Origin of the sequence: Primorskyibacter flagellatus (assembly GCF_014638275.1) — a bacterium.
In the GTDB taxonomy this organism is placed as follows: domain Bacteria; phylum Pseudomonadota; class Alphaproteobacteria; order Rhodobacterales; family Rhodobacteraceae; genus Pseudooceanicola; species Pseudooceanicola flagellatus_A.
Genome location: NZ_BMFJ01000001.1, coordinates 1,108,522 through 1,129,531 on the forward strand (window position 1 = coordinate 1,108,522; position 21,010 = coordinate 1,129,531).

Here is a 21,010-nt window from a genome sequence, read left to right on the forward strand (position 1 = left end):
CCTGATGTCACTTGTCCCCGCCGCAGTTCCCGCGGCTTTCGCTAAGCCAACGGGTTCTCGCGGCCGGGGTTCCACAAAATGTGGTGGCCGACAGGCAACGTTGCGTCAGGGACACAGGGCGGAGGTCATTTCTTGCCGATGCGGTCCAGCGCGGCCTTGAGCTCTCCGGCGTCCATGGTCTCGACCGGCAGTTTCAGCAGCGCCGTCGCGCGGCGGTGCAGGATGTCATAGGCGGTGCGGAAGGCGTCTTCCCACTGATCCTCGGGCGCGGCGGCGGGGTCGTCGACGCCCCAGTGGGCGCGGACCGGCGCGCCGGGCCAGATCGGGCAGGTTTCACCCGCGGCAGAGGCGCAGACGGTGATGACCATGTCCATTTCGGGCGCGTCCGGTGCGGCAAATTCATCCCAGGACTTGGACCGGGCTTGAGAGGTGTCGTGGCCCAGTTCCTCGAGCAGCTTGAAGGACTGGGGATGGACGCGGCCCGCGGGCTGCGACCCGGCGGAAAAGGCATGCACGCGGCCCATGCCCTCTTGGTTCAGGATGGATTCGAGGAGGATGGAGCGGGCGGAGTTTCCGGTGCAGAGGACGAGAATGTTCATGGTGTGGCACGTAAGGTTGCATTGTAACGGGGGCGTGACGGATCACTGCTCCTTCATCCACCAGACTTCGGGCAGAAAATAGACGGAATCTCCGTAAAGCGGGGTGCGGTCGGTGCGATATGTGATGGCCTCGTCATGGGCGATACGCCCGACGTCGAAGCTGTGGATCGGGATGACATAGCGCCCGGCGGTCAGCAGACGGTCCAGCGCGCGGGTGGCGGCGGTGAACTCCTCGGTCGTCTTGGACACGAGCATGGCGTCGATCATGGCGTCGATGGCGGGGCTTTTCACGCCCATGAGGTTGCGGGAACCTGGGGTATCGGCAACCTCCGCCCCCCAGTAGAGCCGCTGGTCGTTACCGGGGGAAAGTGAGAACTGGCGGCGGATGTCGGTCATATCGAAATCGAAATCGGTGATGCGCAGCTGGTACTGGGCGTTGTCTACGACTTCGATATCCATGGTGATTCCCAGACGTTCCAAGGCCTTGACGTACAGGTCCGCGATGGTGGCGAATTCGTTTGCGCCCTGACGCAGCAGCAGGGTGAACCGGAAGGGGCGGCCTTCCGCATTGACCAGACGGCCGTCCTGAACGGTCCAGCCGGCCTGCGCCAGCAAGTCGATGGCGGTGCGGATATTCGCGCGGTTGCGGGGGGAACCGTCGGATTCGGGCAGGGCGTAGCCATCAATCGCGCCGTCGGGAATCGAGTCGGCGAAGGGGGTGAGCAGGTCTTTGACGCGCCCCTCCGCCGGGCCGGGGCGCATGCCTAGGTCGGAGCCGGAGAAATAGGAGGTGATGCGCGGCTGGCGGCCACCGGTCAGGGTTTCGTTGATGTATTCGAAGTTGAAGGCATGGATCATCGCGTCCCGCACGCGAATGTCGTCGAACGGCGGGCGGCGCGTGTTCATGACGTAGCCGGTGATTCCCGACGGGCGGCCCGACGGGATTTCGGACAGCACGATGTCGCCGGACCGGACCGCCGGGAAGGCATAATCGCGGGTCCATTTCTCGGCGTTGAACTCGCGGATATAGCTGATCTCCTGGGCCTTGAAGGCTTCGAACAGAACGGCGGTATCGCCGTAGAACTCGATCCGGATCTCGTCGAAATTGTTGGTGCCGCGCCGGATCGCGAGCTCCTTGCCCCAGTAGTCCGGATTGCGCGTCAGTGTGACGGAGCGGGCAGGTTCATAGTCCGACACGAAATAGGGGGCTGAGCCGATCGGCGCTTCTTCAAGGCTGAGGCCGGTGAAACTGCGGTCGGCGAACTGGGCCTTCTTGAGAATCGGCTGCATCCCGACCAGCAGGGGCAGTTCCCGGTCGATCTTGGCAAAGGTGAAGCGGAGCGTGCGCGGGCCGGTCTGTTCCATCTTCGCGATCTGCGACCACAGGCCCCGGTATCGCGCGTTGCCCTCGGTGCCGAGTGTCTCGTAGCTCCACATCACGTCCTCGACCGTGACAGGGCTGCCGTCGGAGAAGCGCGCTTCCTCCCGCAGGGTGAATTCGGCCCAGGACCGGTCCTCCGGAGTCTCAATCGATTCGGCGAGCAGGCCGTAAACGGTGAAGGGTTCGTCCTGCGAGCGGTACATCAGACCTTCGGAAATCAGGAAGCGCAGCTGCCAGGGCGGGTTGCCGGTGATGACATAGGGATTGAGACTGTCGAATCCGCCTTCGTTGCCGCTGATCAGCCGGCCGCCCCTGGGTGCGTCGGGATCGACATAGGGCAGGGACACAAAATCGGGTGGAAGGGCCGGTTCGCCATACATAGCTATGCCATGGCGAGGCTCCGCCACAGCATTTCCGGTCAGGCCGGGCAGGGTTCCCGCGACGGCCGTGGCCCAGTATATGAAGAATAAATGTGGCCTCATTTTGGCAACAATCCCTGTTTGACCTGTGCTCGTTGAGCGGGACGGTACCGAGGCTTTCACACGTTATCAAACTTTTAGCTTGGAACATCCGGCGGGAAGGCCTATAAAGGGGGCACTGCTCGATAGGTTTCTTGCCTGTATGAAACCTGCCTCAATAACTTAACGCCGGCTTCGTGCCGGCGTTTTTTTTGGCCGAACGGTCTGTGTGGCTGGACGGGCAGGGGGCGGAGCGGACAGGTCCCGGTCGAATCGACAGGTCGCCCCGGTTAGCGCTAGCGGCAATTCGCCTCATCACCGGAACGCCGGTGGATCTTCGCGGTTTTCTTTGCAGGTGCGGCATCTATGCTGGCACCGGACAGAACACAAAGGACGCTGCCATGTCTCTTGCAGGAAAAACCGCAATCATCACCGGATCGAACTCGGGCATCGGACTCGGCGTCGCGCGCGCCCTTGCCGGGGCCGGGGCGGATGTCGTGCTGAACTCCTTCACCGACCGGGAAGAGGATCACAAGCTCGCCGAGGACCTGGGCAGGGAATTCGGGGTCAAGGCGCGCTATATTCAGGCCGACATGTCCAAGGGCGATCAGGCGCGGGCGCTGGTCGAAAAGGCGGGGGTCTGCGATATCCTCGTCAACAACGCCGGGATCCAGCATGTCGCCCCGATCGACGAATTCCCGGTCGACAAGTGGGACGCGATCATCGCGATCAACCTCAACTCCTCCTTCCACACGATTGCCGCGGCGCTGCCAATGATGCGCAAGGCGGGCTGGGGCCGGATCATCAACATCGCCTCGGCCCATGGCCTGCGCGCCTCGCCGTTCAAGTCGGCCTATGTCTCGGCCAAGCATGGCATCGTCGGGATGATCAAGACCGTCGCGCTGGAAACCGCGAGAGAGCCGATCACCGCGAATGCCATCTGTCCCGGCTACGTGCTGACCCCGCTGGTGGAGGCGCAGATCCCCGACACCGCCAAAGAATACAAGATGTCCGAGGAGGAGGTGGTCGAGAAGGTGATCCTCGCCAAGCAGCCCTCCAAGGAGTTCGCAACGGTGGAACAGATCGGCGGACTTGCCGTGTTCCTCTGTTCCGACGCGGCAGAGCAGATCACCGGGCAGCCGATTGCCGTTGACGGTGGCTGGACGGCGGCCTGATGGTCACCCGCATCAACCTCGCACTCCAGGGCGGGGGCGCGCATGGCGCCTTCACCTGGGGGGTGCTGGACCGGCTGCTCGAGGAGGACGAGATCGAGGTCGCGGGAATCTCCGGCACCTCGGCGGGCGCTCTGAACGGGGCGGCCTTCAAGGCGGGCATGGTGCGCGGCGGGCGCGAGGGTGCGAAGGCCACGCTGAACGAGCTCTGGGTTCGCATGGGAGCAGTCAACGACATGCGCCTGCCGGCCTGGATGACGACGCCCGTCACCATGATGGAAAAGTGGTTCATGCCGCCGACGGCAGAGCTTGCCTCTGCCATGGAATACGCGCCGGCGACCATTGCGGCGGATGCGCTGAAGGACGTGATGTCGCCCTATGCCTACGGGCCGTTCTACCGCAATCCGCTGGAGCCCGTGGTGCGCGCCTTCGATTACGAGGACATCTGTTCCGGCGGCGGTCCGCGCCTGTTCGTCTGCGCCACCAACGTGCGGACCGGCAAGGTGCGGATTTTCACGCGGGACGAGGTCACGACCGATGCCATCCTCGCCTCTGCCTGCCTGCCGAACCTGTTCCAGGCGGTCGAGATCGAGGATCCCAGGACCGGCAAGCTGGAGGCCTACTGGGACGGCGGCTATTCCGGCAATCCGGCGCTGTTCCCGCTTTTCGACCCGGATCTGCCAGAGGACGTCGTGATCGTGAACATCAATCCGCTCGAGCGGAACGAGGTGCCGATCACGCCGCAGCAGATCGAGAACCGGATCAACGAGATCTCCTTCAACTCCTCACTCCTGCGCGAACTGCGGGCGATTGCCTTCGTGCAGCGGCTTCTGGCGGCGCATCAGGTGGAAACCGGCGCGATGAAGAACGTGCTGGTGCACATGATCGCGGACGACAGCCTGATGCGGGAACTGTCTGTCACGACAAAGATGGTGCCGAACCCGATCCTGCTGGCGACGCTGAAGGACGCGGGGCGCACCGCCGCGGAGGGCTTCATCAGGAAGCACAAGAAATCGCTCGGGAAAAAGTCGACCGTGGATCTTCCGGCGATGCTCAGCTAGGCGGCAGCGTCGGGTCCTTGGGATTGGGGTAGACCAGCCCGGCCGAGATCACGAGCTTGGCGGCGTCCTCCAGGCTCATGTCCAGTTCGATCACGTCCTCCGCCGGGAAGAACAGCAGGAAGCCCGAGGTGGGGTTCGGCGTGGTCGGCACGAAGATCGACATCAGCTGCGATCCGGTCTCGGCCTTCATCGCGATCTCTCCCTTCGCCTCCGTCGACACGAAACCGACGGCCCAGATGCCCTTGCGCGGGTACTGGACAAGGCAGGCGCGTTCAAAGCTGCGTTCGGACTGGGCAAAGACGGTTTCGGCGATCTGCTTGGCGCCGGAATAGATCGACCGCACGAAAGGCATCCGGTCCACCAGCGATTCCGCGTACCGGATCAGGGACTTGCCGATCAGCCCCTTGGCGATCCAGCCGATGATGACCGTGAACACCAGGAAGAAGATGATGCCGACGCCGCGCAGGTTGATGCCGATGTATTTCTCGGGCTGGAAGGTCTGCGGAACAAGCGGCAGCACCACGCCGTCGACCCAGCCGGCAAGTGTCCAGACCAGCCAGATGGTCAGGCCGACCGGCAGGATGACCACGATCCCCGTCAGGAAGCTGGACCGCAGCCTGGCAAACACGCCGGGGCGGGCAGTGGTTTCGGTAAGGGGATCATTCATTCCGAGAGGTCCGTCAGCTTCGCTCCGAACCTAGGGACTGCCGCCTGCTGCGGCAATGCCATCGGCGGTTTATTTTGATGCGATTGCGGGCAATTGGACCAATTCTTGTGCGATGGCCGCCGCAAGCCGGGCATTGTTGCGGACCAGAGAGATATTCGTGCTGAGAGAGCGTCCCGCGGTCAGGGCAAAAATCCGGTCCAGCAGGAAAGGCGTGACGGCTTTCGCAGCGATGCCCTGTTCCGCCGCCTCGGTCAACGCGCGGGCGATGATCGGTTCGATCTCTTCCCGCGGGATTTCGTCCGGCGCAGGCACCGGGTTGGCCACAAGCTGGCCGCCGGGCAGGCCGAGCGCGACACGCATCCGTTGTGCCTTCGCGAGCTGGACCGGCCGGTCCAGCCGCAACGGGGCGGCCAGGCCGCCGTCGCGGGACCAGAAGGCGGGCAGGGCGTCCTGGCCGAAGGCGATCACCGGCACACCGAGGGTTTCGAGCACCTCCAGCGTGAGAGGAATGTCGAGCAGCGCCTTCGGGCCGGCGGACACGACCGTTACCGGCGTCTGCGCCAGTTCCTGAAGGTCGGCAGAGACATCCATGCTGGTCTCGGCCCCGCGATGCACGCCGCCGATGCCGCCGGTGGCAAAGACCTCGATCCCCGCCAGGTTTGCGGCGATCATGGTGGCGGCCACGGTCGTGGCCCCGGTGCCGCCACCTGCCATGCAGACCGGGAGATCGGCGCGCGACAGCTTGGCCACACCCTTCGCCCGGGCCAGCGCGTCCAGCTGAGCCGCGCTCAGCCCGACGTGGAGCGTCCCGTCGATCACCGCGATGGTGGCGGGCACCGCTCCGGCGGCGCGCACGTCGTCTTCCACCTGCCGCGCGGTTTCGAGGTTCTGGGGATAGGGCATCCCATGGGTGATGATCGTGCTTTCCAGCGCAACAACAGCGCGGCCTTCATTCTGTGCGCCAGCGACCTCGTCAGAGAGGGTAAACAGTGTCATGTCAGGTCCTTACAACGGTGTGTCGCCAGAAACGTAGCGCGCGGCGGCCTCCAGCGCGCGGGCAAGCGCCTGTTCGCGGTCCGCGCCTTCGGCTTCGGCAGCGATATGGGCGGCCATGAAGGTGTCGCCGGCGCCCGTGACACGGGTGACCAGAACCTCCGGTGGCGTGCCGGCGATGACCCCGTCCGGCCCGGCTTCGGCTGCGGAGCGACCGCCGTCGGTCACTGCAACGCGTGCGGCGCCCTTGCGGATCATCGCCTCGGCGGCCTCAGCGGCTTCGGTGAACTCCGCGTGGCACAGCAATCCCGCCTCCTCGATATTCACGTAAAGCATGGCGCGGGAATGGGTCAGGAAGGGCCGCAGGCGTTCGGCCTTGCCGGGAGAAGCCGGAGCGACTCGCAGGTCGGCAGCCGCGAAGGCCGGGGAAACGGCAATGGTCTCAAGCAACTGCCGGGTCAGGTTGCCGTCCAGGGCGATGCGTCCGGGATAGGGTGAAGCCGCGCTGCCGAGCGTGCCGTCCATCAAGGGGCGGAGGATCTTGTCGCCCGCCTCCTCCAGCGAATGCGCGTCGGCGATGGCGGCGATCAGGCCGTTCGCACCTTCCACCGCCATGTAGACATCCGTGGGTAGATCGTCAGAGCGGTAGACAAGCCCGGTCAGCATCCCGAGGCTGTCACAGGCGGCGATGAGTTCGTCCCCCTCGGCGTCGCGGCCGATCGCGGTCAGCAGGGCAGGTGTCAGGCCAAAGCGCGCGGCGGCCATTGCGATGTTCATCGCGACACCGCCGGGCAGGCGGGTGATACGCCCCGGCACGTCCGACCCCTGCCGCATGACAGAGGCGGAACGCCCGATCACGTCCCAGAGGACGGAGCCGATGCAAAGGATGTCGGGTGCGCGGGTCATGGCGCGTTATTGCCCGCGCGGTGCATGGCGGGCAAGCGGCTATTCAAGAGGCTAGTCCGGCACCGCGAAGGTCAGGTTGGCCCAGAGGCTTTCCCACATGACACCGGCCTCTTTCGCGGCGTCGGAAGCGGGTTCGCGCAGGACCACGGCATCCAACATGTAGCTGTAGCCGGGCCGGACGGGCACGGTGACCAGCCCCTGCGTGTCGGTGCGGTGAATTGTCCTCGTCACCTCGCCGTCGCGTTTCTCCCACAGTTCCACCTGGGCGTCGGGACGGGGGGCACCGCGGTAGAGCAGACGGGCGGTAAACCTCTTTGCGTTGTCCGTATAGGGGTTGGTCAGGGCGACAAATTCGGTTTCCATCCCGGTGTCCGCGTCCGAACCGGCACCTTCGCCGCCTGCGATCAGGGTCTTGGAAAAGCGCCAGTAGCCCTCTGTCACGCCGTCCTCGGGCAGACCCCGGGCCGAGTGGGCGTCGAAAAACCACGCAATATCCTTGTGCTGCACGAAGCTTTTCACCTTGTCCCAGCTGTCGTAGGTCAGTTCCGACAGGGTTGAGGCATAGGACAGAACGATCAGTTCATCACCGACATCCACGGAGATCGCCGGAAGGTCGCCGGGTAACCCATTGTATTCACTCTCTCGCCCTCCATTCAGAACAGTTGTTTTCTGAATGCGGGGGTCGAACCAGCTCAGTGTCAGGCCCTTGAAGTCCTGCCCGTTGCGAATATCCACATCCACCCTTGCGCCCGGATCGGCTTGATAGTTTTGCGGTTCCAGCCAAAACTCATGGGCACGGCTCATCGTGGTTAGTGTGAGCAAAAGGGAGATCGTGATGGGTATCAGACGGGTCATGCGGCCAAAGCTGCGGTTTGCGGGCATTGTGTCAAGCGTACTGGCAGGTGTTGCCGCCCTTGTGATGGCGCTGCCGGCCACTGCGCATGAGGTGCTGCCGACCGTCGGCCTGATGTCGCGGAACGGCGACACGCTCCGGCTGGAGCTGCGGCTGAACGCGGAGGCGCTGGTCGCGGGCATCGACCTGGACGGTCTGATGGACACCAACACCAGCGACAGGTCGGCGGAGTACGATACGCTGCGCCTGCTGGAACCCGACGCGCTGGCCGCGCGCATCACGCAGGACTGGCCGCGCATCTCGGACGGGCTGGCGATCGGGACCGATACCGGGGATATTCCGCTTAGCATCGAGGCGGTGGAGGTCACCGAGGTCGGCGATCCGGAGCTGGCGCGCGCCAGCCGGGTCATCCTTGAAGGAGCGCTCCCCGCGGGCGCCGACACGGTCAGCTTTGCCTGGCCGGAGGGGCACGGCACCCTGGCCCTTCGGGTCACCGGGGTGGAGAACGGTTTTGCAGATTATGTGGAAGGCGGAGAGAGGATCGCCGCCATCGCGCTGACCGGCGGCGACGCGCAGAGCGGCTGGCAGGCGTTCGCCAGCTATATTCCCGTCGGTTTCGATCATATCCTGCCGAAGGGGCTGGACCATATCCTGTTCGTGCTGGGCCTGTTCTTCCTGTCCCCGGCGGTGCGGCCGCTGCTCTGGCAGGTGTCGGCTTTCACGCTGGCGCATACGGTGACGCTGGCGCTTGGCGCGCTTGGCTGGGTCAATGTTCCGGGCAGTATCGTGGAGCCTCTGATTGCCGCCTCCATCGCCTTCATAGCGATCGAGAACATCTTCTCCACCAACCTGCATCGTTGGCGTCCGGTGGTGGTCTTTGCCTTCGGGCTGCTGCACGGGCTTGGCTTTGCCTCAGTGCTTCAAGACTTCGGACTGCCGCAGGATCAACTGATTCCGGCGCTGCTTGGCTTCAACCTCGGGGTGGAATTCGGGCAACTCACCGTGATTGCGCTGGCCTTCCTCGCGGTCGGTGCGTGGTTCCGGCACAAGTCGTGGTATCGTGCGGCGATCTCCATCCCTGCTTCGGTGCTGATCGCCTGCGTGGGGCTGTACTGGGCGGTGGAACGGACGTTTCTCTGAGAGTTAAAGAACGTTCGGTTCAGATCGTAATACACTGAAGAAACGCCTCTTTTCATATAGAGACTCCAAATCCGGCTCGGCCTCACCACTGCAGAGGTTCGGCCGGACTTGATCTTGCCGCGTCAAAGTCCCATCATCTAAAGAAGCTCGGCTCACAGCAGGGGCCGTGTCAGTCTGTATCGCGGAGCAGGTGAAATGGATCATCGAAACGAAGTGCAAGCCCTTGGTTTTCATTGCAATTCGGTGTCTCATGCCTGCCTATCTGACGATCTCCGACCTTACGGTCGCCGCACCTGACGGAACGATCCTTCTAGATAACCTGTCCCTGACTTTCGGCCCCGGACTGACCGGGATCGTCGGGCGGAACGGGTGTGGAAAATCCACTCTTCTCAACATCCTGTCGGGTGACGCTGCCCCCATGTCCGGTGCGGTCCACCGGTCTGGCGGCTGTCACCTGCTGACGCAGGACACCGGACCTTCGACACACACAGCGGCGTTTGTCATGGGCATCGGGCCGGCCCATGCGGCGATCCGGCGGCTGATGGACGGGCGCGGGGATACGCAGGATGCAGCGCTGGCCGACTGGACGCTTCCGGACCGGCTCTCCACCGCGCTGGATCGTGTGGGCATGGCAGGAGCGGACCTGACGCGCGCCATGGGCAGTTTCAGCGGTGGCGAGCGGATGCGGCTTCTCCTCGCCGGGGCCCTGTTGTCGGGGGCGGAGGTGCTGCTGGCGGACGAACCGACGAACAACCTCGACGCTGCGGGCCGTGCGCTTGTCCGGGACATAATGACCAGATGGACGAATCCGGTCATTTTGGTCAGTCACGACCGGGAACTGCTCGACCATGCGGACCGGATCATCGACCTCGACTCTCCGGGGGCGGAGGTCGTGACGGGCGGGTGGACCCGTTTCGCGGAAGAGCGGGATGCGCGGCGGGCGCGCGCGGTCGAAGCGCTGACCCGGTCCGAAGCTGTCGCGCGGCGGGAGAAGGCGGAGCGGCAGGCGCAGCGGGAGAAGCAGGACCAGAGCCGGGCGCGGGGCAGACAGGCGCGGTCGGACGGATCGATGCCGAAAATGTGGCACGACGCCCAGGCGGAACGCGCGCAGCAGACCCGGGCGAAGGCCGAGGCGATGCGGTCGGACCGTGTCGGTGCGGCGGAGGATGCGCGGGAGGCCGCGGCGGAGGCGGTGGTGCGTCTCGTGCCGCCCCGAATGACCCTGCCGGAAAGCGGGCTACCGCGGGGCAGGGCGGTGCTGCGCCTCCATGCCATACGGGTCAGACGCGGCGACCGGACCGTCGGGCCGGTCAGCCTGGACATCACCGGGCCGGAACGGGTCGCGGTCGCGGGGGCCAACGGGGTCGGCAAAAGCACGCTCTTGCAGGTGATCGCCGGAGAGGTCGTGCCCGATGACGGCTGTCGGGAGGTTCACGCAAGACGGATCGCGCGGCTGGACCAGGACTTCGCGGCCCTCGGCTCCGGCGGGCGGCTGATCGACGCGGTGCGGCGGCTGAGGCCGGATGTGGCGGACAACGATCTGCACGCCGCGCTCGCCCGGTTCGGGTTCCGCAACACGGAGGCGGAGACGCCGCTGGCGGGGCTGTCTGGCGGGGAACGGCTGCGCGCCGGGCTTATGGCCGCCTTCGCCGGGGATCCCGCGCCGGACCTTCTGCTGCTGGATGAGCCGACCAATCACCTCGACGTCCTGGCGACAGAGGCGCTTGAGCAGGCGCTGTCCACCTACGACGGCGCGCTGGTGGTGGTGAGCCATGACGCGCGGTTTCTGGCGGAAATCGGCGTGACGCGGCGGATCGGGCTTTGAAACCACGGGCGAGCGCGTGGAAATGGCGTTTTCGCTGTTGCCACGGGGGCAGGGGGCGTGTAAGGCACCGCCACTCAATCCCGCAGGCGGGGTCGGGCGTCCGGGGGAGACATCCCCGGAGGTCCACCGGTTGAAGCGACGCTTCTCACCCCCGCCGAGGCTAAACCGGAAAGGAAACGGACATGGCTCTTCCCGAGTTCACCATGCGCCAGCTGCTTGAAGCAGGCGTTCACTTCGGCCACCAGACGCAGCGCTGGAACCCCCGTATGGGCGAGTTCATCTACGGTGCGCGCAACGGCATCCACATCATGGATCTGACGCAGACCGTCCCGATGCTGGACGCTGCCCTGAACGTCATCCGCGAGACCGTCGCGAAGAACGGCCGCGTGCTGTTCGTCGGCACCAAGCGTCAGGCGTCGGCGCCGATCGCCGAAGCTGCGGAGAAATGCGCGCAGTACTACATGAACCACCGCTGGCTCGGTGGCACGCTGACCAACTGGAAGACCGTCTCCCAGTCGATCAACCGCCTGAAGGAGATCGACGAGAAGCTCGCCTCCGGCGCCGAAGGCCTGACCAAGAAAGAGCGTCTTGGCATGGAGCGTGACCAGGAAAAGCTGACCGCATCGCTTGGCGGGATCCGCGAAATGGGCGGCGTTCCCGATCTGCTTTTCGTCATCGACGTCAAGAAGGAACAGCTGGCGATTGCCGAGGCGAACAAGCTGGGCATCCCGGTTGTCGCGGTTGTCGACACCAACTGCTCTCCCGATGGCATCGACTACATCATCCCGGGCAACGACGACGCGGCCCGTGCGATTGCGCTTTACTGCGATCTCGCCTCCCGTGCCGCACTTGACGGCATGACCGCGCAGCTTGGCGCGGCCGGTGTCGACCTTGGCGCGCTCGAAGAAGCCCCGGCTGAAGAGGCTGTCGAGGAAGCCGCAGAGGCGTAAGCCCTCCGGCCCCTCGCGGGCTTTACAATACCGTCACAGGTCGCGGGTACGCCCGCGGCCAGGACTATTTCCAAGACTTGAGGAGAGCCGATATGGCGATCACTGCTGCACTGGTGAAAGAACTGCGCGAAATGTCCGGCGCAGGCATGATGGATGCCAAGAAGGCGCTGACCGAAACCGACGGTGACATGGAAGCGGCCATCGACTGGCTGCGGACCAAGGGGCTCGCCAAGGCCGCCAAGAAGGCCGGGCGCACCGCTGCCGAAGGCCTGGTTGCCGTCGCGGTTGAAGGTGGCAAGGGCGTTGCGGTCGAGGTGAACTCCGAAACCGACTTCGTGGGCAAGAACGCCGAGTTCCAGGCCATGGTGAAATCCATCGCCAACGCCGCGCTGACTGCGTCGGACGTCGAGGCGCTGAAGGCGGCCACCGTCGACGGCAAGACCGTCGAGACGATGATCACCGACAAGATCGCCACCATCGGCGAGAACATGACCCTGCGCCGTATGGCGTCGGTCGAGGGCGAGACCGTCGTGACCTATGTGCACAACGCCGCCGCCGACAACATGGGCAAGATCGGTGTTCTGGTGGCCCTGAAAGGCGGCAACGAGGACTTCGGCCGCCAGGTCGCGATGCACGTCGCGGCCGCCGACCCGCGTCCGCAGGCGCTGACCGAGGCGGAGATTGACCCGGAGGTCGTGGCCAAGGAACGTCAGGTGCAGATCGACATCGCGAAGGAATCGGGCAAGCCCGACGCCGTGATCGAAAAGATGATCGAAGGCCGCATGAAGAAGTTCCTGGCCGAGATCACGCTTCTGAACCAGGCGTTTGTCGTGAACCCCGACCTGACCGTCGGCGCGGCTGCGAAAGAGGCCGGCGTCGAAATCCTCGGCTATGTCCGCATGGAAGTCGGCGAAGGCATCGAGAAAAAGGTCGAGGACTTCGCGGCCGAGGTCGCGGCGACCGCACGCGGCTGAGGTCTCTGCCTGACCGGATCGGAAGGGCCGGGGGTTTCCCCGGCCTTTTTGCTTTTCGGACGTGTCATCCTCGGGCTCGACCCGAGGGTCTTTCCGGCCCGAGATCCTCGGTTCAGGTCCGGGGATGACAGTTCGCGAGCGGGTCGGTCAGGGACGGACCAGCCGGGCGCGCGCCTGATCGACCGCCTCGCGGATGCAGCAGCCCTCTGCGTGGTCGTTCAACAGGCCCATGGACTGCATGAAGGCAAACACTGTCGTGGGGCCGACGAATTTCCATCCCCGCTTCTTCATGTCCTTGCTCATCGCGATGGCGGAGGCGGAGGTGGTCATGCTCTGCGGTGTGCCGAGCTCGCCGGGATCGGGTTCGAAGGACCAGACATAGGCGGCGAGGGAGCCTTTCTCCTCCACGACCTCAAGCGCGCGGGCAGCGTTGTTGATGACGGCTTCGATCTTGCCCCGGTGACGGATGATGCCTGCGTCCTGCAGCAGGCGTGCGATGTCCGTATCGTCGAAGGCGGCGACCGTGGCCGCGTCGAAATTGCCGAAGGCCGCCCGGAAATTGTCCCGTTTAGCCAGGATTGTGCGCCAGCTGAGTCCGGACTGGAAGCTTTCGAGGCAGAGCTTTTCGAACAGGTGGCGGTCATCGGTGACCGGCCAGCCCCATTCGTCATCATGGTAGGGAATGAAATCTGCCGTCTGACTGACCCAGGAGCAGCGGTGTCGGCCGTCGGGGCCTTGGGCGAGGGCGGTCATGCGGGCTCCTGTCCTGTTCGTCGGGATGATCCTGAGGTGGCGGACACCTGGGGTCAAGACGGGTTGAACAGCGGTCTTTGAGGCATTGATCTTATGCAGTTTTCATATGGTACGGTTCGTTCTGCAAAGGGTGCCGACCCGAAGGCCGGCACCGCAGACTTGCCAGGGGTCCCTGATGGGGATGGTCGGACCCTTGGGGTGCCGGCACGGAGGCGGACTATACACCCCCGAACCGGCTCCGGTTTCCCGGCCGGACCGGAGAGCTCCGCAATCACGAAGGTCCGGCCCGGATGCTCCATGGCCAGAAAAGCCACCACTCACGGAACACGGCCAGATTGCCGTTTTACGTGGCGTCACGAAAGTCAGGGAATCCCTACCCAATGGTAAAAATTTGACCTGGTGGTCAGGTTTCGAAGACGAACATCTGGTTGAGAAATGCAGCCTTCAGAACGGCTTGCGCGGTGGTGTCCACGTTCAGCGCCTCTCGGGCGAGCCGCAGATGTTTTTCCACCGTCGCGGCGGTCAGCCCCATGATGAGCGCAATGTCGGCCGTCGTCTTGCCGTCACCGACCCATTGCAGCGCCTCGCGCTGGCGTTTGGTCAGTCCGCGCGCGGGACCGGCATAGGGCAGGGTGAGGATCTTGAGATGCGCGACGTTGTTCATCACGACAATATCGCGGCCATGCACGGACCAGGTGGCGTCAACCTCCTCCTGCGTCACGCCGGCGCGCGCGGTAAGCGCGATGGCGCCCTTGGTACGCGGCGAGATCGACTTGAAGGATATGGAATATCCCGAGGTCACGCCGTGCTGGCGGTTGAAGTCGATGACCTTCCGCTCACTATCGGTAATGGTGCCGGAGCGCATCATCTCGCCCAGGATCGACCAGGAGCAGGCGCCTTCGTGGTTGAGCGCCCAGTTCACCATGGGCGCGTGGAAATACAGGCCCTTGCCAAGGAAGGCGTCGGTGTAGCTTTCGTCGTGGTTGGTGAGGATGACGAAATCCTCGGGGTCGCCGAGGGAGGTCGCGGTGCGGTAGCGCGTGAACCCGTAGATCAGCCGGTCGAACCCGTAGGTCGCCATCTTGTCGCAGTGGAGCTGCCAGAGCTCCTCGATCGACTGGGCATTGGTCAGCCGTTCCAGATAATCCCGCCGCGCGGCGAGCCGGTCGCCTTCGGTCGGGTCCGGGATTTCGAGGGCGGCGGAGTCGGTCATGGATCCTCTTTCACTGCGCGGTGCAATTTAGGCCCACAACCTGCAACGAGTCGAGAGTGGATCACGGACCCGCGATCCGCGTGTGAGAATCGCGCAAAACTTGGCCTTATGGAGCATTCAGGTCTGCATCAATGTTACATAATACCGATTATACGATAAGGATTCGATGCTTGGCAGCCCCCCTGTGGCCACCGGAGTTGCCTGAAAAAGCATCATCTGCTATTCGGGACACCTTCATTTGATCAAATGGGTATTCCCGATGAAACTTCTTCTTTCCACCACTGCCGTTCTTCTTGTGTCTTCTGTCGCCGCAATGGCGGTGCCCGTGGCCAGCGGGACGCTCTCCGGCTCCTTCCATTACAAGAAGACCGCGAAGTCCTTTGAAATGACCGGCACCGACAACTTTGTCGCGATCTTTGCCGATCTCGCTCCGGTGCGGGATTACACGCTGACCTTCGACATCGACGTCTTCAACGTGACGCACGATGTGCAGAACATCAATTATCCCGACGGAATGTACGACGACACGGTTGCGCTTGGCGTCTTCAGCGTCGGAACGCTGGCGGCGCTGAGCCTGCCGCAGACCTACATGGGCGTCACGGCGTCGGGCACCTGGTCGGGTACACCGGTCACCGGTGGCGTGAACCTGACCTACGACCTGAAGTTCCAGGGCGATCCGGTGGACGACTTTGTCGAGGCCCTCGGCTACAACCTTGCCTACGTGACCAGCGGTGCGGTCGGCGACTATACCATCAGCTTCACGCTGGACGGAGTCGCTGTGCCGCTGCCGGCCTCCCTGCCCCTGTTGCTGGCGGGTGTCGGCGGGCTTGGGCTGCTGCGGCGGCGCAAGGGCTGATCCGGAAACATGAAGGGCGGCACCCGGTGCCGCCCTTCGCTTTATCCTAGCGCGTAACCGGCGCCACGGACCGTGCGTAGCGGGTCGTCGCCGCCATGCTGGCAGAGCGCCTTGCGCAGGCGGCCGATGTGGACGTCCACGGTACGCGTATCGACATAGATGTCGCGGCCCCAGACCCGGTCGAGCAGTTGTTCGCGGCTCCAGACGCGGCCGGGCTTTTCCATGAAGGTGGTGAGCAGACGGAATTCCGTCGGGCCCAGCTTCAGGACGTTGCCCTGGCGCGTCACGCGGTGCGTTTCGCTGTCCAGCACGATGCCTTCGTATTCCAGCCGCTCGCCAACCGTCGACGGACGGGTGCGGCGCAGCTGCGCGCGCACGCGGGCCATCAGTTCGATGACGGAATATGGCTTTATGACATAGTCGTCGGCGCCGGTTTCAAGGCCCCTCACCCGGTCGACTTCCTCGGACCGGGCAGAGAGCATGATGATCGGCACGCCGCGCGTCTCGTTGCGCATCTTGAGCTGGCGGCAGACCTCGATGCCGGAGACGGAGGGCAGCATCCAGTCGAGAACGATGATGTCCGGCGCGGCCTCGTCGACCAGCATCAGGGCTTCTTCACCGTTTTCGGCGCGCGTCACGCGAAAGCCCTCGGCCTCAAGATTATAGGCCAGGACTTCGCGCTGCGCCGGTTCGTCTTCCACAACCAGAACGGTCGGTTGGTTGGGCATTCCCATGTCTTTCCAGTATCTCAGCTAGGGGCCAGCGTCCGGTCGGTCGAGGTGACGTCCTGTTTCGGACGATCCTCGGGCGCGTCGCCGGTGACGAGGTAGACCACCTGTTCCGCGATGGAGGTCACGTGATCCCCCATGCGTTCGGTGTTCTTGGCCATGAAATGCAGGTGCATGCAGGCGGTGATGTTGCGCGGGTCTTCCATCATGAAGGTCAGGAATTCGCGGAACAGTGCGTTGTACATCTGGTCGACGTCGGCGTCGCGGGCGATCACGTCCTGCGCCTTGGCGACGTCGCGCTGGATGTAGCTGTCGAGCGCGTCCTTCAGCATCTCGTTCACCTCGCGCGCCATGCGGCGCAGCGCGGCGTTGGACCCGGCGATCTGGCTCATCTGGCTCAGGATCGAGGTCCGCTTGGCCATGTTCTTGGCGTAGTCGCCGATGCGTTCGAGGTTGGCCGAGATCTTCATGACCGACAGGACGATGCGCAGGTCGCCTGCGGTCGGGGCGCGGAGCGCGATAAGCCGCGCGGCGTCTTCGTTGATCATCTCTTCCAGGGCGTCGATGGCCTTGTCCCCTGCCCTGACCTTTTCAGCCAGTTCCTCGTCACGGGTGTCCAGCGACTGTGCGGCGTCGAGAATGGCGGCTTCGACAAGCCCGCCCATCTTCATGATCTTGGCCTGGATGGCTTCGAGGTCGCGGTCGAATGCGGATGCGATGTGCTGCTCTGCCATGGTGTCCTCCGTTTCGGGCTGGGCCCGGTCAGCCGATGCGGCCGGTGATGTAGCTTTCGGTGCGCGGATCGACAGGGTTGGTGAAGATCTGGCCCGTCTCGCCGTATTCCACAAGGTTGCCGAGGTGGAAGAAGGCCGTTTTCTGCGACACGCGCGCGGCCTGCTGCATGGAGTGGGTCACGATGACGACGGAGTAGTTCTCGCGCAGTTCGTCGATCAGCTCCTCCACCTGGCCGGTGGCGATCGGGTCGAGCGCGGAACAGGGTTCGTCCATCAGCAGGACTTCGGGTTCCGTGGCCACGGCGCGGGCGATGCACAGACGCTGCTGCTGGCCGCCGGAGAGACCGGTGCCGGGGGCGTGCAGGCGGTCCTTCACCTCGTTCCATATGGCGCCACGGCGGAGCGACTTTTCGACGATCTCGTCGAGGTCCGCCTTGTTCTTGGCGAGGCCGTGGATGCGGGGGCCGTAGGCGATGTTGTCGTAGATCGACTTGGGGAAGGGGTTCGGCTTCTGGAACACCATGCCGACCTTGGCGCGCAGCTGCACGGGGTCGACCTTGGGATCGTAGATGTCCTCTCCGTCCAGCAGGATTTCGCCCTTAACACGGCAGACGTCGATGGTGTCGTTCATCCGGTTCAGGCAACGCAGGAAGGTGGACTTCCCGCAGCCCGAGGGGCCGATGAAGGCGGTGACGGTCTTGTCTTCGATCTGAACGTCCACGTCCTTGATGGCGTGGGTGTCGCCGTAGAAGACCTGGACCTTGTTGGCCGCGATCTTCGTGCTCTTCTGATTCACTTTCTGCTCCGATGCGGGTGCGTCGTACATAACTGTGTCTCCCATATTACCACCGGCGCTCAAAGCGGCGACGCAGGATGATTGCGATGATGTTCATGGTCATGAGGAAGGCGAGAAGGATGATGATCCCGCCCCATGCCCGTTCATAATAAGCCGGATCGGCGCGTTTGGCCCATTCGTAAATCTGCGCGGGCATGGCGGAGTTCGGCGACAGGAAGCCCGCGGCGATCCCGTCCGGCGCGTTCGACGCGATGAAGCCGACCATCCCGATCAGCAGCAGTGGCGCGGTTTCACCAAGCGCCTGCGCGAGGCCGATGATCGTGCCGGTCAGGATGCCGGGCATGGCCAGCGGCAGGACGTGGTGGAAGACCGACTGCATCTTGGAGGCCCCTACCCCAAGCGCGGCGTCGCGGATCGACGGCGGCACGGCCTTGAGCGAGGCGCGGGTCGAGATGATGATCGTCGGCAGGGTCATCAGGGTCAGCACCAGTCCCCCGACCAGCGGCGCGGACTGCGGCAATTCGACGAACTGGATGAAGACCGCCAGGCCGAGGATGCCGAAGACGATGGAGGGCACTGCGGCGAGGTTGGAGATATTCACCTCGATCAGGTCGGTCCATTTGTTCTTGGGCGCGAATTCCTCAAGATAGATCGACGCGGCGACGCCGATCGGCAGGGACAGGAACAGCACCACCAGCATCATGAAGAACGAGCCGATCATGGAGACCCCGATCCCGGCCTGTTCGGGGCGGGATTCCGAGGCGTCGGCGCCGAAGATGAAGGCCCAGTTGAAGCTGCGCTTCATCTGGCCGCTTTCGGTCAGCGCGTCGGAGACGTCGAGGTGTTCCGCATCGAGGTTCTTGTCGCGAACAAGGCTTTCGCGGGTCACGCGGCCCTTGAAATAGCCGTCGACGCGGGAGGAGGCGAGCACACGGAATTCCACTGTCTTGCCGATGGCGTCGGGGTGGGAGATCACGTAGTCACGGATCTGCCCGACGGCGGAGGCGGAGACGAGCTTTTCGACATCCGCCGGCTTCTCGAACGGGTTTTCTATGCCCGCATCGGCCAGCATCGTGGTCAGCCCGTCGACGAGCAGCGGCTTGTAGCCGAAGGTTGAGACCTTCTTGATCTCCTCGATGTCGCGGTTGCCGGTCTTGTCGAGCTTTTCCTCGACCAGTTCGACGGGAACCGAGATGAAGGTCTGCGTGAAGGCCGGGATCCCGTTCCGGAAGATCGCGATCAGCAGGAAGACCAGGAAAATCAGGCCCACGGAGACGGCGGCGATGCCATAGGCGCGGAACCGGGCCTCGGCGGCGTTGCGGCGGCGGACACGGGAGTCCAGCGTCAGCAGCGACGACTTCGGGGCGGCGTGCGGCATGGCGCCGGGGGTGGAGGTCGCGTCGGTCATTCGTATTGCTCCCGGTACTTGCGCACGATCCAGAGGGCGAAGATGTTGAGGCCGAGGGTGATGACGAAGAGCGTCATGCCCAGGGCAAAGGCGACGAGGGCTTCGGGCGAGGCGAAATCCGCGTCCCCGGTCAGCTGGCTGACGATCTTGGCGGTCACGGTTGTCATCGCCTCGAACGGGTTGAGCGAGAGCCTTGCCGCGGCCCCTGCCCCGAGCACCACGATCATCGTTTCACCGATGGCGCGGGAGGCGGCGAGGAGGATCGCGCCGACGATGCCCGGAAGCGCGGCGGGCAGGACCACCTGCTTGATGGTTTCCGATTTCGTCGCACCGAGGCCGAGGGACCCGTCACGCATCGCCTGCGGCACCGCGTTGATGATGTCGTCCGAAAGCGAGGAGACGAAGGGGATCAGCATGATGCCCATGACAAGACCCGCGGTCATCACCGCCGTGCCGCCGCCCATCCACTGGACGCCAAGCGCGCCGTCGCGGCCAAAGATCGCGACCAGCGCCGGGCCGACCGTCAGCAGGGCGAAGAGACCGTAGACGATGGTCGGGATCCCGGCCAGCACCTCGAGCAGCGGCTTGGCGAAGGCGCGCACCGCGGGGGACGCGTATTCGGAGAGGTACACCGCCGCAAAGAGCCCGATCGGCACCGCCACCGCCAGCGCGATGAGAGAGATGTAGAAGGTGCCCCAGAACAGAGGCAGGATTCCGAGGTCCGATCCGCCGCCGAAGGAGGGCGACCAGGTCAGGCCGAAGAAGAATTCGGTCCAGGGGTAGAGCTTGAAGAATTCGACCGTGTTGAAGACCAGCGACAGGACGATGCCCACGGTGGTCAGGATGGCGATGGAGGCGGCGAAGACCAGCATCGACAGGAGCACGCGCTCCACCACGTTGCGGGCGCGGAAATCCCTGTCGGTGCGCATGTAGGCGTAGCCGAAGCCGGCAGCGGCAAGCGCCAGCACCAGCACGGCGCGGATCAGGTTGCCGGTGGCGTTCATGGCGCGGTAGCTCTGTGCAGCGGTCAGAACTTCGCGCTGCACGTCGGAGCCGAGCGCGACACCGACAGAGCCGAGGCGCTCACGGATGTTGGTGAATTCGGTCCGGATCGACCCGGCCTGTTCGGAGGTCAGCGCCCCCCGCTCCACCGCGAGGTCGAGCCCGTTCGCCACCCGGCGCACATCGGACATGATGAGATTCAGCGCACCGGCGTCGGTGTAGGTTTCCTCGGGGATCATGGTCTTGACCGAGCGTTCGATCACGATCGGCTGCGCGATCAGCCAGAGCACCAGAAGGCCAAGCGCGGGCACGAGGACGGAGAGGGAGACGTTGTAGCCGTAGTAGGCGGGCAGCGAGTGCAGATGGCGGCTGTCGCCGCCGGCAGAGGCCATCGCCCGCTGGCGACCGAGGACGTATCCGACGGCGGCAAGGGCCAGTACGATAATCAGGATCCAGAATGCCGACATTGGATAAGTTCCCGAAACTGAAGGGGATGAGCTGACCGGCCGATATGCGGCCGGAGGGGTCGGGGCGGCGCGTG

Annotated in this window: 20 protein-coding genes; 7 read left to right on the forward strand and 13 right to left on the reverse strand. The window is 64.4% G+C overall.

Translation table 11 applies throughout. The features are described from left to right. Window positions 1-125: 125 nt before the first annotated feature. Together IEV87_RS05460 and IEV87_RS05465 are read right to left on the reverse strand one after the other, a co-directional pair. The gene (locus IEV87_RS05460; RefSeq protein WP_188476644.1) at window positions 126-599 is read right to left on the reverse strand and encodes an arsenate reductase ArsC; all 474 of its coding nucleotides are present in this window, start codon (window positions 597-599) and stop codon (window positions 126-128) included. A 42-nt stretch (window positions 600-641) separates the two neighbouring features. Beyond that, window positions 642-2,462: an extracellular solute-binding protein gene (locus tag IEV87_RS05465; protein ID WP_188476645.1), complete on the reverse strand. Its 1,821-nt coding sequence runs from the start codon at window positions 2,460-2,462 to the stop codon at window positions 642-644. Between the two features lie 377 nt (window positions 2,463-2,839). On the opposite strand from IEV87_RS05465, the gene IEV87_RS05470 reads away from it, so the two are divergent. Both IEV87_RS05470 and IEV87_RS05475 read left to right on the forward strand, forming a co-directional pair. Then, window positions 2,840-3,613, forward strand: a complete 774-nt coding sequence (locus IEV87_RS05470) for a 3-hydroxybutyrate dehydrogenase (protein WP_188476646.1) — start codon at window positions 2,840-2,842, stop codon at window positions 3,611-3,613. Beyond that, window positions 3,613-4,671, forward strand: a complete 1,059-nt coding sequence (locus tag IEV87_RS05475; RefSeq protein WP_188476647.1) for a patatin-like phospholipase family protein — start codon at window positions 3,613-3,615, stop codon at window positions 4,669-4,671. The genes IEV87_RS05470 and IEV87_RS05475 overlap by 1 nt, the downstream gene beginning before the upstream one ends. Here the strand turns inward: IEV87_RS05475 and IEV87_RS05480 are convergent. From IEV87_RS05480 to IEV87_RS05495, 4 genes are all read right to left on the reverse strand, one after another. Further along, window positions 4,664-5,338, reverse strand: a complete 675-nt coding sequence (locus tag IEV87_RS05480; protein WP_188476648.1) for a DUF502 domain-containing protein — start codon at window positions 5,336-5,338, stop codon at window positions 4,664-4,666. The genes IEV87_RS05475 and IEV87_RS05480 overlap by 8 nt on opposite strands. A 69-nt stretch (window positions 5,339-5,407) precedes the next feature. Beyond that, on the reverse strand, window positions 5,408-6,334 hold the full coding sequence (locus tag IEV87_RS05485; protein WP_188476649.1) for a pseudouridine-5'-phosphate glycosidase: 927 nt from the start codon (window positions 6,332-6,334) through the stop codon (window positions 5,408-5,410). Window positions 6,335-6,343: 9 nt separating this feature from the next. Further along, window positions 6,344-7,237 (reverse strand): PfkB family carbohydrate kinase, encoded by an 894-nt coding sequence (locus IEV87_RS05490; protein ID WP_188476650.1) that lies wholly within the window; start codon window positions 7,235-7,237, stop codon window positions 6,344-6,346. Between the two features lie 51 nt (window positions 7,238-7,288). Beyond that, the gene (locus IEV87_RS05495; RefSeq protein WP_308419883.1) at window positions 7,289-8,119 is read right to left on the reverse strand and encodes a DUF4198 domain-containing protein; all 831 of its coding nucleotides are present in this window, start codon (window positions 8,117-8,119) and stop codon (window positions 7,289-7,291) included. Here IEV87_RS05495 and IEV87_RS05500 point away from each other — a divergent pair. The 4 genes from IEV87_RS05500 to tsf all read left to right on the forward strand — a co-directional run bounded on the left by IEV87_RS05500 (window position 8,073) and on the right by tsf (window position 12,979). Next, a complete protein-coding gene (locus tag IEV87_RS05500; protein WP_188476652.1) occupies window positions 8,073-9,230 on the forward strand; it encodes a HupE/UreJ family protein in 1,158 nt (385 codons plus the stop codon). The two genes, IEV87_RS05495 and IEV87_RS05500, sit on opposite strands and share 47 nt — an antisense overlap. Before the next feature lie 250 nt (window positions 9,231-9,480). Beyond that, on the forward strand, window positions 9,481-11,055 hold the full coding sequence (locus IEV87_RS05505) for an ABC-F family ATP-binding cassette domain-containing protein (RefSeq protein ID WP_188476653.1): 1,575 nt from the start codon (window positions 9,481-9,483) through the stop codon (window positions 11,053-11,055). Window positions 11,056-11,237: 182 nt separating this feature from the next. Then, window positions 11,238-12,005, forward strand: a complete 768-nt coding sequence (gene rpsB / locus IEV87_RS05510; RefSeq protein ID WP_188476654.1) for a 30S ribosomal protein S2 — start codon at window positions 11,238-11,240, stop codon at window positions 12,003-12,005. 92 nt (window positions 12,006-12,097) lie between these two features. Further along, window positions 12,098-12,979, forward strand: coding sequence for a translation elongation factor Ts (gene tsf, locus IEV87_RS05515; protein ID WP_188476655.1), 882 nt, complete (start codon window positions 12,098-12,100; stop codon window positions 12,977-12,979). A 147-nt stretch (window positions 12,980-13,126) separates the two neighbouring features. On the opposite strand, the gene IEV87_RS05520 is transcribed toward tsf, so the two are convergent. After that, a complete protein-coding gene (locus IEV87_RS05520) occupies window positions 13,127-13,732 on the reverse strand; it encodes a DNA-3-methyladenine glycosylase I (RefSeq protein ID WP_188476656.1) in 606 nt (201 codons plus the stop codon). Window positions 13,733-14,135: 403 nt separating this feature from the next. Beyond that, window positions 14,136-14,945 (reverse strand): autoinducer binding domain-containing protein, encoded by an 810-nt coding sequence (locus tag IEV87_RS05525; protein WP_188476657.1) that lies wholly within the window; start codon window positions 14,943-14,945, stop codon window positions 14,136-14,138. Between the two features lie 259 nt (window positions 14,946-15,204). On the opposite strand from IEV87_RS05525, the gene IEV87_RS05530 reads away from it, so the two are divergent. After that, window positions 15,205-15,801, forward strand: coding sequence for a VPLPA-CTERM sorting domain-containing protein (locus IEV87_RS05530; RefSeq protein ID WP_188476658.1), 597 nt, complete (start codon window positions 15,205-15,207; stop codon window positions 15,799-15,801). Between the two features lie 41 nt (window positions 15,802-15,842). Here the strand turns inward: IEV87_RS05530 and phoB are convergent, their stop codons facing one another. From phoB to pstC, 5 genes are read right to left on the reverse strand one after another with little or no spacing between them, the layout of a single operon-like run. Then, window positions 15,843-16,529 (reverse strand): phosphate regulon transcriptional regulator PhoB, encoded by a 687-nt coding sequence (phoB, locus tag IEV87_RS05535; protein WP_373284030.1) that lies wholly within the window; start codon window positions 16,527-16,529, stop codon window positions 15,843-15,845. 20 nt (window positions 16,530-16,549) lie between these two features. After that, window positions 16,550-17,263: a phosphate signaling complex protein PhoU gene (gene phoU, locus IEV87_RS05540; RefSeq protein ID WP_188476660.1), complete on the reverse strand. Its 714-nt coding sequence runs from the start codon at window positions 17,261-17,263 to the stop codon at window positions 16,550-16,552. Between the two features lie 28 nt (window positions 17,264-17,291). Beyond that, entirely contained in the window at window positions 17,292-18,089 is a 798-nt protein-coding gene (gene pstB, locus IEV87_RS05545) for a phosphate ABC transporter ATP-binding protein PstB (protein WP_188476661.1), read from the reverse strand. A 16-nt stretch (window positions 18,090-18,105) separates the two neighbouring features. Continuing rightward, entirely contained in the window at window positions 18,106-19,467 is a 1,362-nt protein-coding gene (gene pstA, locus IEV87_RS05550) for a phosphate ABC transporter permease PstA (protein ID WP_188476662.1), read from the reverse strand. Beyond that, on the reverse strand, window positions 19,464-20,936 hold the full coding sequence (pstC, locus tag IEV87_RS05555; protein WP_188476663.1) for a phosphate ABC transporter permease subunit PstC: 1,473 nt from the start codon (window positions 20,934-20,936) through the stop codon (window positions 19,464-19,466). The genes pstA and pstC overlap by 4 nt, the downstream gene beginning before the upstream one ends. Between the last annotated feature and the right edge of the window lie 74 nt (window positions 20,937-21,010).

Excerpts from the sequence above, each read along its gene's own strand:
- IEV87_RS05530 (WP_188476658.1), top strand. The coding sequence starts at position 15,205 with ATGAAACTTCTTCTTTCCACCACTGCCGTTCTTCTTGTGTCTTCTGTC.
- IEV87_RS05505 (WP_188476653.1), top strand. The coding sequence starts at position 9,481 with ATGCCTGCCTATCTGACGATCTCCGACCTTACGGTCGCCGCACCTGAC.
- IEV87_RS05520 (WP_188476656.1), bottom strand. The coding sequence starts at position 13,732 with ATGACCGCCCTCGCCCAAGGCCCCGACGGCCGACACCGCTGCTCCTGG.
- phoB (WP_373284030.1), bottom strand. The coding sequence starts at position 16,529 with ATGCCCAACCAACCGACCGTTCTGGTTGTGGAAGACGAACCGGCGCAG.
- IEV87_RS05475 (WP_188476647.1), top strand. The coding sequence starts at position 3,613 with ATGGTCACCCGCATCAACCTCGCACTCCAGGGCGGGGGCGCGCATGGC.
- IEV87_RS05460 (WP_188476644.1), bottom strand. The coding sequence starts at position 599 with ATGAACATTCTCGTCCTCTGCACCGGAAACTCCGCCCGCTCCATCCTC.
- IEV87_RS05485 (WP_188476649.1), bottom strand. The coding sequence starts at position 6,334 with ATGACACTGTTTACCCTCTCTGACGAGGTCGCTGGCGCACAGAATGAA.
- IEV87_RS05480 (WP_188476648.1), bottom strand. The coding sequence starts at position 5,338 with ATGAATGATCCCCTTACCGAAACCACTGCCCGCCCCGGCGTGTTTGCC.
- phoU (WP_188476660.1), bottom strand. The coding sequence starts at position 17,263 with ATGGCAGAGCAGCACATCGCATCCGCATTCGACCGCGACCTCGAAGCC.
- IEV87_RS05525 (WP_188476657.1), bottom strand. The coding sequence starts at position 14,945 with ATGACCGACTCCGCCGCCCTCGAAATCCCGGACCCGACCGAAGGCGAC.
- IEV87_RS05495 (WP_308419883.1), bottom strand. The coding sequence starts at position 8,119 with ATGCCCGCAAACCGCAGCTTTGGCCGCATGACCCGTCTGATACCCATC.
- pstA (WP_188476662.1), bottom strand. The coding sequence starts at position 19,467 with ATGACCGACGCGACCTCCACCCCCGGCGCCATGCCGCACGCCGCCCCG.
- tsf (WP_188476655.1), top strand. The coding sequence starts at position 12,098 with ATGGCGATCACTGCTGCACTGGTGAAAGAACTGCGCGAAATGTCCGGC.
- IEV87_RS05500 (WP_188476652.1), top strand. The coding sequence starts at position 8,073 with ATGGGTATCAGACGGGTCATGCGGCCAAAGCTGCGGTTTGCGGGCATT.
- IEV87_RS05470 (WP_188476646.1), top strand. The coding sequence starts at position 2,840 with ATGTCTCTTGCAGGAAAAACCGCAATCATCACCGGATCGAACTCGGGC.
- pstB (WP_188476661.1), bottom strand. The coding sequence starts at position 18,089 with ATGTACGACGCACCCGCATCGGAGCAGAAAGTGAATCAGAAGAGCACG.
- pstC (WP_188476663.1), bottom strand. The coding sequence starts at position 20,936 with ATGTCGGCATTCTGGATCCTGATTATCGTACTGGCCCTTGCCGCCGTC.
- IEV87_RS05490 (WP_188476650.1), bottom strand. The coding sequence starts at position 7,237 with ATGACCCGCGCACCCGACATCCTTTGCATCGGCTCCGTCCTCTGGGAC.
- rpsB (WP_188476654.1), top strand. The coding sequence starts at position 11,238 with ATGGCTCTTCCCGAGTTCACCATGCGCCAGCTGCTTGAAGCAGGCGTT.
- IEV87_RS05465 (WP_188476645.1), bottom strand. The coding sequence starts at position 2,462 with ATGAGGCCACATTTATTCTTCATATACTGGGCCACGGCCGTCGCGGGA.